The organism is Cyanobacteria bacterium QS_8_64_29, from assembly GCA_003022125.1.
Taxonomy (GTDB): domain Bacteria; phylum Cyanobacteriota; class Cyanobacteriia; order Cyanobacteriales; family Rubidibacteraceae; genus QS-8-64-29.
The window spans coordinates 1-11,527 of sequence record PXQH01000006.1; the positions used below are offsets into that span (position 1 = coordinate 1).

Consider the following 11,527-nt stretch of genomic DNA (forward strand, 5'->3'; position numbering starts at 1 on the left):
GTGCTGCCCAAGTTGCAAAGTGCCGAGCAGGCGCTGCTTTGGTCTCATTGGCGTCGCCATCACCAAGCCGTCGCGCGAGGCTGTCACTACCGAGCTAGACCACCCGACTCCAAACCGCGACTGTAGTATTAGCGCTCAGGCTTGCTCGTCGCTGGCAAAGTGAAAGGCGTAGCAGCGGCTGGCCAGCGGAACGCTGGGGCAGTCATTGCGCAGGCACAACCACCAGTGGGGGCGATCGCAGCCCAGCGCAGCCTCGCTCTCGCCCAAAATGACCCACTGGCGGGGATTAAAAATGGCATCCAGAAAGCGATACCAAAGCTCGCCTTCGGCCGTGATGGCAACGTCAAAGTAGCCTTCACGCCCGCGCGCCAGGATGCGCTCGTTGGCCTCGGGGAGCAGGCGGGCTTTGAGCTCGCGCGCCTCGCAGTCGTGGGCTAGCATGCTGGCTTGCGGCTGGCCGGGTAAGTCCCCCAATAGCCAATCTCCCCAACCGGGGGGACGGCATCGGGATGGCAGGATTCGAACCTGCGACTCCTTCGTCCCGAACGAAGTGCGCTACCAAACTGCGCTACATCCCGGTGCCCGCAACTTATGATACCACGCCGCGCTGTGGCGAAACGGCGGCGCTCGCCCTAGGATTGGGGCAGTCGCTGACATGCAAAAGGAGCGATCGCGGCGTGACGGCAAAGCCCGATTGGTTGCGAGTCAAAGCCCCCCAAGCCCAGCGCGTGGGCACGACCCAACACACCCTGCGGGATCTGGGGCTCAACACGGTCTGCGAGGAAGCCTCGTGCCCCAACATCGGCGAGTGTTTCAGCAAGGGAACGGCCACGTTTTTAATCATGGGGTCCAGCTGCACCCGCGCTTGCCCCTACTGCGACATTGGCTTTGACAAGCAGCCCAACGCCCCCGACCCCAGCGAGCCAGACCGCCTGGCAGCGGCCGTCGAGCGCATGCAGCTCAACCACGTGGTAGTCACCTCGGTCAATCGCGACGACCTTAGCGATGGCGGTGCCGCGCATTTCGTCCGCTGCGTCGAAGCCATCCGCCAGGCCTCACCCGGGACCACCATCGAGCTGCTGATCCCCGATCTGTGCGGCGACTGGGACGCCCTGGCCCGGATCCTGGCTGCCGAGCCGGAGGTGCTCAACCACAACATCGAGACCATCCCGCGGCTCTATCGCCGGGTGCGCCCGCAAGCTAGCTATGCGCGATCACTGGAGCTGCTGCGGCGCGCGCGCGAGCTGGCTCCCTGGATTTACACCAAATCCGGCCTGATGGTGGGCTGGGACGAAACGGATGCCGAAGTGCGCCAGGTAATGCAGGATCTGCGCGCGGCCGACTGCGACATTGTCACCATCGGCCAGTACCTGCAGCCCAGCGAGCAACACCTGGGCGTCAAGCAGTTCGTCACGCCGGCCCAATTTGATGCCTGGCGGGCCTACGGCGAATCCTTGGGCTTTTTGCAGGTCGTCTCCTCGCCGCTGACCCGCAGCTCCTACCACGCCGAGCAGGTGCGCGAGCTAATGCAAGCGCATCCGCGCGCCAAGGCCTAGGCTGTCATGCCGCTTGCAAGCACGCTTTTTAGGGCAACTGTGATCTTGATCGCGTTTGCTTCGGGACATTGCCCAATAAGATCCGGCTAGGAAACCAAGGCGTCAATCCTTCGTCCCAAGGTGCGGTTTGCGCTGGTAGCGATTGCCACTGCAAACAGGACTCTACTCCCCAAGACTGATGGAGCAAGGGCAACCGATGCCTAGAATGGCGGGTTGACTGTGGCGCTCAAGCCTCTCCAGGGCAGCTGTTTGCCCACCGCCCTTACCGAGCTGTTGGCCGAGACTGCTCGGGAATCTAATGCCAACGATCGTCACCTAAAACCAGCAACAATCGCGCGCTAACCGACTGCAGATGAGCCACTAAGGTGTGAGGAGGCTCCTGATGACGGCAACCCCGTTTGACGTTCGCATGGATGGGGAAGAGCTGCCGCCGGAGGTAGCTTTTGATACCGACGAGCGGGATTCCACTGAGAGCGGGACGCCGCTACCAGCTGAGGCAACCGAGCGGGGCGAGGCCAGCGCCAGCGAGTTTTTCCAGCACGCCAGCTACGGCACCACCGACCTCGTCCGGCTCTATTTGAGCGAAATCGGTCGCGTTCCGCTGCTCGAGCCAGACGAGGAAGTGGCCGAGGCGCAAAAAGTGCAGCGCTACATGCAGCTCCAGGAGCTGCAACGCCAGCTGGCCAGTCAAGGCAACGATGAGATGGCTCGCTTTGTTGCGCTCAACGAAGCTTACGAGCGCTTGGAGCTGCAGCTAGGGGCGCCGCCTTCCTGGGCGCGCTGGGCCAGCGAGGCCCAGATGAGCATCGCCCAATTGCAGCAGCTCGTGACTCGGTGCAAGCAGCAGTGGGCCGAGGCTGCCAGCCTGGGCGTGGCCGAGCTCGAGGCCATCCAGCAGGCAGGCACGCGGGCCAAAGAGCACATGATCCAGGCCAACCTGCGCTTGGTAGTCTCGGTGGCCAAAAAGTATCAAAACCGCGGTTTGGAGCTGCTGGATCTGATCCAGGAAGGGACGCTGGGCCTAGAGCGGGCCGTAGAGAAATTCGACCCCACCAAGGGGTACCGCTTTAGCACCTACGCCTACTGGTGGATCCGCCAGGGCATCACGCGCGCGATCGCTTCCCAAAGCCGCACCATCCGCCTGCCCGTTCACGTCACCGAAAAGCTCAACAAAATCAAAAAGGCGCAGCACCGCATCTCGCAGGAAAAAGGCCGCACGGCCACCATTGACGACATTGCCGAGGCCCTGGGCATTACGCCGCGCCAGGTGCGCGAAGTTTTGGCGCGGGTGCCGCAGGCCGTCTCGCTCGATATCAAGGTCGGCAAAGAACAAGATACCGAGCTCAGCGACCTGCTCGAAGCCACCAGCAGCCTGCCCGAAGACGACCTGGCCCAGGAAGCCCTACAGCGGGACGTGCAGTACCTGCTGGACGAGCTGACCGCGCGCGAGCGCGAGGTGGTTCGCTTGCGCTACGGCCTGCTCGATGGCAATGCCCGCTCGCTGGCTGAAATCGGCCGCACGCTGGAGCTCTCCCGCGAGCGGGTCCGCCAGATCGAGGCCAAAGCCCTGTACAAGCTCAAGCAACCCAAGCGGCGCAACCGCATGCGCGATCATCTCGCTTCACTCTAACCGAGGCCAAAGCCCGTACAAGCTCAAGCAACTCAAGCGGCGCGATCGCCTGGCCTCACTCAAAGCCCTCGCGCGCTAGCCTGAGGGGCGGCGCCCGCCAGAGCCTGCCCCATGACGCTCAAAAGTCTCGGCCTAGACGAGCAGCTCTACGACTACCTGCTGTCGGTTTCGCTGCGCGAGCCCGAGCTGCTACGGCAGTTGCGCGCCGAAACGGCCCACTACCCCAACCCGCAGATGCAGATTGCGCCCGAGCAGGGGCAGTTCATGGGGTTGTTGGTGCAGCTGCTGGGAGCGCAGCGGGCGATCGAGGTAGGGGTGTTTACCGGCTATAGCGCGCTCTGGACGGCCCTGAGCTTGCCTGCTGATGGCGAACTGGTGGCTTGCGATACCAACGCTGACTGTACGGCCGTCGCGCAGCGCTACTGGGAAGCCGCCGGTGTTGCCGGCAAAATCGATCTGCGCCTGGCGCCAGCTACCGAGACCCTGGAGTTGCTGCGCGCCCAAGGCCAGCTCGAGCGCTTTGACTTTGCCTTTATCGATGCCGACAAGCAAACCTACGACCGCTACTACGAACAACTGCTGCCGCTGCTGCGCCCGGGCGGGCTGATCGCGATCGACAACGTGCTGTGGTCGGGGCGCGTGGCCGATCCCCAATCGTCCGATCCCGATACGCAGGCCCTACAGGCACTCAATGCCAAACTCCACCGCGACGAGCGCATCGATTTGAGCCTGCTCCCGGTAGCGGACGGCCTGACGCTGGCGCGCAAGCGCTAAGGGCGCGATCGCGCCGTCACTGCCTCCTGCAATGAGCTAGATTGATCCCGACCGGCGTACCGAGACTGGCAGCCGATGGCAGAACAGGGTGAGCGCGAGCCAGCCGTCGCGCGCATTTTGGATGCCAATTTAGATCGCGCGCGCGAGGGGCTGCGCATTATTGAGGACTGGTGCCGCTTCGGCCGCGATGATCGCGAGCTCTCCGATGAGTGCAAGCAGATGCGGCAGACCTTAGCCGGCTGGCACGCAGACGAGCTGCGGGCGGCGCGGGATACGCCGGCAGATGTCGGCACGACGCTCTCGCAGCCGGGCGAACAACAGCGCTCGGACGTGCCGGCCATCTTGCAAGCCAATTTTGCGCGCGTGCAAGAGGCGCTGCGCGTGTTGGAAGAGTACGGCAAGCTCTACCAGCCGGCGCTGAGCGCGGCTTGCGAGCGGATGCGCTACCGCACCTATGCGCTGGAGGCGCGCTTGCTGGCCGGGCAGCGCCACTGGCAGTTGCAGGCGGCGTCGCTGTATTTGGTGACGGCCCCGCAAGACGGCTTGTTCGAGACAGTCGAGGCGGCCCTGCAAGGCGGCTTATCCTTGGTGCAGTACCGCGACAAGGATGCCGATGACGCCGTGCGCCTTGCTCGCGCCCAGCAATTGCGCGAGCTCTGCCACGCCTACGATGCCTTGCTGCTGGTCAACGATCGCGTTGACTTGGCCTTGGCAGCCGGTGCCGACGGCGTGCATTTGGGCCAGCAGGATCTGCCCATTGCGGCTGCCCGTCAGCTGCTGGGGCGCCAGCGCATCATCGGGCGCTCGACGACCAACCCAGAGGAGCTGCAACAAGCGATCGCCGAGGGGGCGGATTACGTCGGCGTCGGTCCCGTCAACGAAACCCCCACCAAGGCTGGCAAAACGGCAGCCGGCCTCGACTACGTCCGCTACGCCGCTGAGCATGCCACCATCCCGTGGTTTGCCATTGGCGGCATCGGCACCGAGAACTTGGATGAGGTCATGGCAGCCAACGCCCAGCGCGTGGCGGTGGTGCGCGCCATCATGGAAGCGCGCGATCCCACCCTGATCGTCCAGTACGTGCGCTCGCAGCTGGCACGAGCGCACAACCTGCGCCGTTTGGCAAGCCCTTCCCCTTATGGCTGAGCGCGCCCCCATTGCCGTTCAGGTCAACGGCCAGACCCGCCACTGCCCGGCCCCGCTTGCCGTTCCCGAAGCGCTGGAGCAGTTGGGCTTTGACCCGCGGTTGGTGGCGCTGGAGTACAACGGCGAGATTTTGCCCCGAGAGCGCTGGCCCCAGACCTGGTTGCAAGCCGGCGATCGTCTCGAGGTCGTAACCATCGTTGGCGGTGGTTAAGATTGATGTAGGCAAGCGATCCCCCCTTGCCCCATTCCTCAATACGCGAGCGAATTGCACCATGCTCCGCACCTGCTTGGCAAAACTCAAACCGCTGTTGAAACCCCTGCTGGCGCTCAGCCTGGTGCTGGCGCTGGTTGCCATCGATGCGGGTGACGCGCTCGCGGCGCGCGGCGGGGGCCGCATGGGCGGGGGCGGATTCCGAGCCCCGCGCTCGACGGCGCCACCGCGCAGCAGCGGTCCGCGCGCCCGCGGTGGCGGTGGCATTGGGTTCCCGTTTTTTATGCCGCTGCCCTTTTTCGGCGTCGGTGGTTTCGGTAGCCTATTCTCGATTTTGATCTTTTTTGTCGTTACCAACTTCATCGTTCGCAGCATCCGCAGCAGCGGCCTGCTAGGCGGCACTGCCGGCGGTATCGGCGCACCGGCAGTAGGCAGCGGCAACCCTCAAGTGACCATTGCGCAGGTGCAAGTGGGCTTGCTGGCCGACGCACGCGAGCTGCAGCGCGAGCTCAACGAGCTGGCGCAAACGGCGAATACCAGCTCCAAGACCGGGCGCTCGCTGCTGTTGCAAGAGGCCACGCTGGCCCTGCTGCGCCAACCCGAGTATTGGGCCTACGGCGCCGCGCACGCCGAGCGCGCGTCGCTGGATGCCGCCGAGGCTCAGTTCAACCAGCTGGCACTGGCCGAGCGCAGCAAATTCTCGCAAGAGACGCTCTCCAACGTCGACGGTCAGCTGCAACAGAGCGCGCCGCAGCCTGAGGGGGGTAGCGAAACGGCCGCCCCAGGGGAGTACGTGCTGGTGACGCTGCTGGTGGGGGCCGAGGGCAATCTCGATCTGCCTGACGTCAACAGTGCCGACGGCTTGCGCCAGGCCCTGCGCCAGCTCGGTAGCTTGTCCAGCGATCGCTTGCTGGCGGTCGAGGTGCTCTGGACGCCGCAAGCCGAGAGCGATACCTTAACGGCTGACGATCTGCTGGCCCAATACTCCAACCTGAAGTTGGTCTGAAACGGACGCTGCCATGACCACGTTTGGGCCGAGCGCCTCGCCGCGCTCTCAGGCTAGCTGGCCCCGATGGGTACAGCATGGCCGGGCGGTTGGGTTCATGCTGCTGGTCAGCCTAGTGCTGTTAGGCGGCCTGGGGTCGCGCCTGGCCTACTTGCAGCTGCTCCAAGGCGAGCGCAACCGTACGCTGGCGCAAAGCAATCGCATTCGGGTGCTGCCCCAGCCCCCAGTGCGGGGCAATCTCTACGACCGCAACGGCAAGGTGCTGGCTGGCAACCAGCTCTCGCGCGCTGCCTACGTCTGGCCGCTGGTGCAACGGAATCCGGACTGGCCCCAGATCCGGGAGCGGCTCGTCCGCATCCTGGATCCGTCCCAACCTGAAATCCAGCAGCGGATCGAGCGCGCCGATCCCCGCTCCCCCAAGCTGATCCGGATCGCGCGCGATCTGAGCCCAGCCCAAATGACGGCGCTCGCCGAGCACCGGCCCCAGCTGGAGGGCGTCGAGATTGAGGTCGAGCAGGTACGGCGCTACCCGCATGGCAAAGCCGCCGCCCACGTGCTGGGCTACACGGCACCCATTACGCGCGGTGAACTCATTCGGCGGCGAGACGAAGGCTATCGCATGGACGATGTCATCGGCCGCATGGGAATCGAAGCGGCTTTCGACCGGCAACTGCGCGGCGAATGGGGCGGGCAGCGCGTCGCCGTCAATGCAGCCGGCAATATCGAGCGCGTTTTGGGCGAGCAGCCCGCCCAAGCCGGCCAAGACATCACCCTAACCCTGGATCTGGGCTTGCAAAAGGCGGCCGAGAAAGCCCTGGGGACGCGCAAGGGGGCCGTTGTCGCCCTCGATCCCAGCAGTGGGGCCGTGCGGGCCATGGTCAGCCACCCCAGCTTCGATCCCAACGTCTTTTCCGGCACGGTGGACTCGGCGACCTGGCAGCGCTTGCAATCCAAGGACAATCCCTTTGTCAATCGGGCCGTTCGGGGCTTTCCGCCCGCTTCCACCTTTAAATTGGTGACTGCCACAGCGGGGCTGGAATCGCCCGAGTTTTCACCCAATACCGTCCTCAACACCTATCCCTACATTACGGCTCACGGCCTCAAGTTCCGCGAGTGGAACGGGGCCGGATTCGGCCCGCTGGGATTTGCCGGCGCGCTGCAAAACAGCAGCAACACCTTTTTCGGCCAAGTGGGCAAGCGCCTGGGCGGCGAACCGCTGCTCCGCTGGGCCAAAACCTACGGCTACGGCTCGCCAACGGGCATCGCGCTGCCGTCCGAGTCGTCCGGGTTGCTGCCCACGCACGAGTGGCGGCAAGACAACATGGACCGTCCCTGGGGGACCGGCGATGCCGTCAACCTGGCACTGGGGCAAGGGTTTACCCTGGCCACGCCGTTGCAAGTGGCAGCGGCGTTTGCCGTACCGGCCAACGGCGGCGATCGCGTGCAGCCGCACCTGCGCCAGGGCGCCGATACCATCCGGCGCTCGATCCACATCCAGCCCCAACACTTGCAGCTCATCCGGCGCGGGCTGCGCCAGGTGGTGCAAGCGGGCACGGGAAAAGCGCTCAACGTATCCGAGCTCCCCGCGGCGGCTGGCAAAAGCGGCACGGCCGAAGTAAGGGGACTGGCCCACGCTTGGTTTGCCGGCTTTGCGCCCTTTAAGGACCCCGAGATTGTGGTCGTTGCCTTTGCCGAGCACTCTGGTGGGGGCGGCGGATCGGTGGCCGGACCCATTGTGCGCAAGGTCATGAAGGCCCATTTTGGCGTCTCAGATAAAAAAAATGGCGAAGGCAAACCAGATAGCAGTTCAGGGTAGCTCCACCGAGGTAGGCTTGGCGACGTGCGGCAGGCCCCAGCCCAGCTTCTCGCGCAGGACGCGGAAGAACTCGTTCGATTGCAGGCGAATGAATCGGGCCGAGTGTGCCGATCGCGCCAGCTCGAGGCGATCGTCGGGCGTCACGTAGCAACCGCCGTTACCATCGACCACCATGACCAACTGGCTCTCGGTTGCTGGGGCGACGGTCAGCGGTTCCGCATCCGAAAAAACCAGCGCGCGCGAGGCCAGCGAGTGGGGGCAGATGGGCACTAGCTGCAGCACCGGCACATCCGGCGTTACCACCGGTCCCCCCGAGCTGAGCGAGTAGGCGGTCGAGCCCGTCGGGGTTGCCACAATTAAGCCATCGGCTGCAATGTCGATGGGGGCATGGTGGCCCACTTCAACTTCGAAATGGCACATGCTGGTGAGCGGCTCCCGATGCAGCGCCATTTCGTTGAGGCAGAGGGCTTCCCACAGCAGCGCGTCTTGGCGAAAGACGCGCACTGCCAGCATGGTGCGCTCTTCAATTTCGTAATCCCCGGCGAGCACGCGCTCGAGGGCCTGGGGCAGCTGGTTGAGATAGGTTTCGGTTAGAAACCCCATGTGCCCGGTGTTGACCGGCAGCAGCGGGATGTTGCGCGGCGCTAGCTGCCGGAAAGCGGCCAGGGCAGTACCATCGCCGCCCAAAACGATGCTAAAGGCGACGCTCTCGTCGAAGCCCTCAGGCGCGAGCTCCTCGATGCGCGTGTTGCAAACCGGCGTCTCGGGCTGGGAATACCCCAAAATGCCGCCAAAGCCGGTCGCCAGACAGACTTCCCAGCCGCGCGCCGCCAGCTTGTCGCTCAGCTCGCCGGCGGTCCGGCGCGCGATCGCCTTGGAGTCGTTGTAGATGATGCCTGCTTTGGGCACGACCGTTCTAGAGTGCGGTTGGCCAGGGCCAGCTCAGGCTGGGACGCTATCTAGCCGGTATCGTTGCACACGCAAGCGTGCGCTTGCTAGCACTGGCTTGCGGCCGCTGGCGGGGGGGGTGGGCGGCAGCTACTTTTTAAACGGAATCTTTTTGCGCCGGCTCGCTTCGTCGTAGCCCAGCTCTTTGAGCTTTTGCAGGATGCGGTTAAAGTACTCCTGCAGGTACTCCTCCAGGGTGGTCGTTTCTTTGGGATCGAGGCCGAAGGTGGCATAAACCTCGTCCATGGGCGCATCGAGAGGTCTTCCGCTTGCCAGCACCTCGGCAAACGCCAGGCGATCGGCCGCATTCTGCGTCCATTCAAAAAAGCGCGTCAAACGGCGCATAAAGCGCAAAAAGCCTAGCGGAATGCGCGAAATCTTGGCTTCCTTGCCGGATAGGCGCTCGCATACGGCAATGACTTCGCTCGCCCGCCAAGCCCGCGTTCCCACAACGGGAAAGCTGCGCTGCTCCGTCTCGCGGACCTCTAAGGCGCGCACCGCAAACTTGGCAATATCGACAGTGTCCATGTACGCCAGCGGGGTGTCTTCGCCCGTTACCCAGACGGCTTGCTCGTCCAGAATGGGAATAGCGTACTGGCCGATTAAGCCTTGCATGAACCCGCACGGGCGCAGGATGGTGTAGTTCATGCCGGCTTCCTGCAGGAAGGATTCTGTGCACTGCTTGATCTGCATTAGCGGCACGTGCGGATAGGCCTCGGCATCGAGCAGCGAAAAAAAGATGTAGCGCTCGACCTCGGCCATTTTGGCGGCCTGGATGAGCGCAACTTTCCCGTGCCAGTCAATGCCTTGAATGCCTCGGCGATCAGTGGGGCGGGCGGTTGCCGCGTCGATAGTGGCTTCCATCCCCGCCAGGGCCGGCGGCAAGGTATCGGGCTGGCAGAGATCGCCGCGAACGAGCTCAGCGCCCCACTCTTTGAGGAACGCAGCCTGTTTGGGATTGCGAACCAAGCAGCGGACGTGATGGCCTTGCTCGAGCGCTCGGCGCGCAACTTGCCTGCCCAGGGTGCCGGTGGCACCGACCAGCAATACCTTCATCTATAAGGTGAGTCAAGCTTAAACTTTCTACAAATCTTATCAGACCCGCACCACTGCGTTTGCGAATCGGTCCGGGCGTCCGGGCGTCCTCCAGCTAAAAACGCGTTAAGTTTTTTGGGGCCTGCCTCAGCGGGTAGCTTGCATCGTTGGCGGCTCGCTGGGTTGCGCCACAACTGGCTGGCACTGGGCCCGCTGGCGCAGCCAGTGGTCGCACAACACCAGCGCAACCATGGCCTCGACCATGGGAACGGCGCGCGGCAGAACGCAGGGATCGTGCCGCCCGCGGGCGGCTAGGGTCGTTGCCTCGCCGGTGTTGGTAACCGTCTGCTGCTCGCGGCCGATGGTGGAGGTGGGTTTGAAAGCAGCGCGCAGGAGGATGGCTTCCCCGTTGCTGATGCCGCCCTGAACGCCGCCCGAGCGATTGGTGGCCGTTCGGATCTCGCCGGTGTTGTTGCTGTAGAAGGGATCGTTGTGCTCGCTGCCGGTGAGGGCAGTGCCACCAAAGCCAGACCCGATTTCGATGCCTTTACTGGCTGGCAGCGACATCACCGCTTTGGCTAGGTCGGCTTCGAGCTTGTCGAAGGCAGGCTCGCCCCAACCGGGCGGAACGCCGCGCGCAACGCACTCGATAACGCCGCCGAGCGAATCTTGCTGCTTGCGGGTGCGCTCGATGAGCGCGACCATGCGCTCGGCGCACTCGGCATCCGGGCAGCGCACGATGTTGCGATCGATTTGCTCGCGGGTGACTGCCTCGGGGTCGGCGCTGGCTTCCAGGGTGTGGATGCGCTTGACGTAGCCGACGATGCTGGTGTTGGCAGCCTGCTGCAATAGTTTTTGCGCGATCGCGCCGGCAGCAACGCGACCGATGGTCTCGCGCGCCGAGGCGCGGCCGCCGCCCTGCCAGTTGCGGATGCCGTATTTGGCATCGTAGGTGGCATCGGCGTGCGAGGGGCGGTACTTGTAAGCCAGCTCGCCGTAATCCTGGGCGCGGGCGTCGTTGTTAGGGACAAAGATGGAGATGGGCGTTCCTAGCGTCTGCCCCTCAAATACGCCCGAGAGAATCTGGCAGGTGTCGGTCTCTTTGCGCGGCGTCGTGATTTTGCTCTGACCGGGTCGCCGCCGATCCAGCTCCGCTTGAATGTCGCTGGCGGCCAGCGATAGCTGCGGCGGGCAACCATCAACTACAACGCCCACGCCACCGCCGTGCGACTCGCCGTAGGTAGTGACGCGGAACAGATGCCCGAACGTGTTGCCCATGCCCCGGCCGGCCAAAGCGTTGCGGCCTGATTCTAACAATTGCCCCCTCCCGGGAATGGGAGGGGGCAGCAGCGTCAGCTAACCGTCGTTAGCCGAGCCAGTGCGGGTCAGCCCTCAATCGCAGGGG

At 64.3% G+C, this 11,527-nt stretch carries 11 protein-coding genes and 1 tRNA gene; 7 read left to right on the plus strand and 5 right to left on the minus strand.

Translation table 11 applies throughout. The features are described 5' to 3' along the window. Nucleotides 1–135 precede the first annotated feature (135 nt). Together BRC58_01775 and BRC58_01780 are read right to left on the minus strand one after the other, a co-directional pair. Entirely contained in the window at nucleotides 136–441 is a 306-nt protein-coding gene (locus BRC58_01775; GenBank protein PSP19127.1) for a hypothetical protein, read from the minus strand. Nucleotides 442–504: 63 nt separating this feature from the next. Further along, nucleotides 505–578: transfer RNA gene (locus tag BRC58_01780), tRNA-Pro, on the minus strand. Here BRC58_01780 and lipA point away from each other — a divergent pair. The 7 genes from lipA (at nucleotide 564) to mrdA (ending at nucleotide 8,139) form a co-directional block, all read left to right on the plus strand. Next, a complete protein-coding gene (gene lipA / locus BRC58_01785) occupies nucleotides 564–1,556 on the plus strand; it encodes a lipoyl synthase (GenBank protein PSP19128.1) in 993 nt (330 codons plus the stop codon). The two genes, BRC58_01780 and lipA, sit on opposite strands and share 15 nt — an antisense overlap. Nucleotides 1,557–1,938: 382 nt before the next feature. After that, entirely contained in the window at nucleotides 1,939–3,186 is a 1,248-nt protein-coding gene (locus BRC58_01790; protein ID PSP19129.1) for an RNA polymerase sigma factor, RpoD/SigA family, read from the plus strand. A 111-nt stretch (nucleotides 3,187–3,297) separates the two neighbouring features. Continuing rightward, nucleotides 3,298–3,960 (plus strand): SAM-dependent methyltransferase, encoded by a 663-nt coding sequence (locus BRC58_01795; GenBank protein ID PSP19130.1) that lies wholly within the window; start codon nucleotides 3,298–3,300, stop codon nucleotides 3,958–3,960. 75 nt (nucleotides 3,961–4,035) lie between these two features. Further along, nucleotides 4,036–5,106, plus strand: a complete 1,071-nt coding sequence (locus BRC58_01800) for a thiamine phosphate synthase (protein ID PSP19131.1) — start codon at nucleotides 4,036–4,038, stop codon at nucleotides 5,104–5,106. Then, nucleotides 5,099–5,317: a thiamine biosynthesis protein ThiS gene (gene thiS, locus BRC58_01805; GenBank protein ID PSP19132.1), complete on the plus strand. Its 219-nt coding sequence runs from the start codon at nucleotides 5,099–5,101 to the stop codon at nucleotides 5,315–5,317. The genes BRC58_01800 and thiS overlap by 8 nt, the downstream gene beginning before the upstream one ends. Before the next feature lie 61 nt (nucleotides 5,318–5,378). Beyond that, nucleotides 5,379–6,323 (plus strand): hypothetical protein, encoded by a 945-nt coding sequence (locus BRC58_01810; GenBank protein ID PSP19133.1) that lies wholly within the window; start codon nucleotides 5,379–5,381, stop codon nucleotides 6,321–6,323. 13 nt (nucleotides 6,324–6,336) lie between these two features. Beyond that, nucleotides 6,337–8,139: a penicillin-binding protein 2 gene (gene mrdA / locus BRC58_01815; GenBank protein PSP19134.1), complete on the plus strand. Its 1,803-nt coding sequence runs from the start codon at nucleotides 6,337–6,339 to the stop codon at nucleotides 8,137–8,139. Here mrdA and ppnK read toward each other — a convergent pair. The 3 genes from ppnK to BRC58_01830 all read right to left on the minus strand — a co-directional run bounded on the left by ppnK (nucleotide 8,131) and on the right by BRC58_01830 (nucleotide 11,400). Further along, nucleotides 8,131–9,048 (minus strand): NAD(+) kinase, encoded by a 918-nt coding sequence (ppnK, locus tag BRC58_01820; GenBank protein ID PSP19135.1) that lies wholly within the window; start codon nucleotides 9,046–9,048, stop codon nucleotides 8,131–8,133. The two genes, mrdA and ppnK, sit on opposite strands and share 9 nt — an antisense overlap. Nucleotides 9,049–9,177: 129 nt before the next feature. Continuing rightward, on the minus strand, nucleotides 9,178–10,143 hold the full coding sequence (locus BRC58_01825; protein PSP19136.1) for a 3-beta hydroxysteroid dehydrogenase: 966 nt from the start codon (nucleotides 10,141–10,143) through the stop codon (nucleotides 9,178–9,180). A gap of 126 nt (nucleotides 10,144–10,269) precedes the next feature. Further along, a complete protein-coding gene (locus BRC58_01830) occupies nucleotides 10,270–11,400 on the minus strand; it encodes a chorismate synthase (GenBank protein ID PSP19137.1) in 1,131 nt (376 codons plus the stop codon). Between the last annotated feature and the right edge of the window lie 127 nt (nucleotides 11,401–11,527).

Coding starts and splice junctions, on each gene's coding strand:
- BRC58_01775 (PSP19127.1), bottom strand. CDS start 441: ATGCTAGCCCACGACTGCGAGGCGCGCGAGCTCAAAGCCCGCCTGCTC.
- BRC58_01790 (PSP19129.1), top strand. CDS start 1,939: ATGACGGCAACCCCGTTTGACGTTCGCATGGATGGGGAAGAGCTGCCG.
- BRC58_01795 (PSP19130.1), top strand. CDS start 3,298: ATGACGCTCAAAAGTCTCGGCCTAGACGAGCAGCTCTACGACTACCTG.
- BRC58_01800 (PSP19131.1), top strand. CDS start 4,036: ATGGCAGAACAGGGTGAGCGCGAGCCAGCCGTCGCGCGCATTTTGGAT.
- thiS (PSP19132.1), top strand. CDS start 5,099: ATGGCTGAGCGCGCCCCCATTGCCGTTCAGGTCAACGGCCAGACCCGC.
- BRC58_01810 (PSP19133.1), top strand. CDS start 5,379: ATGCTCCGCACCTGCTTGGCAAAACTCAAACCGCTGTTGAAACCCCTG.
- mrdA (PSP19134.1), top strand. CDS start 6,337: ATGACCACGTTTGGGCCGAGCGCCTCGCCGCGCTCTCAGGCTAGCTGG.
- BRC58_01825 (PSP19136.1), bottom strand. CDS start 10,143: ATGAAGGTATTGCTGGTCGGTGCCACCGGCACCCTGGGCAGGCAAGTT.
- BRC58_01830 (PSP19137.1), bottom strand. CDS start 11,400: ATGGGCAACACGTTCGGGCATCTGTTCCGCGTCACTACCTACGGCGAG.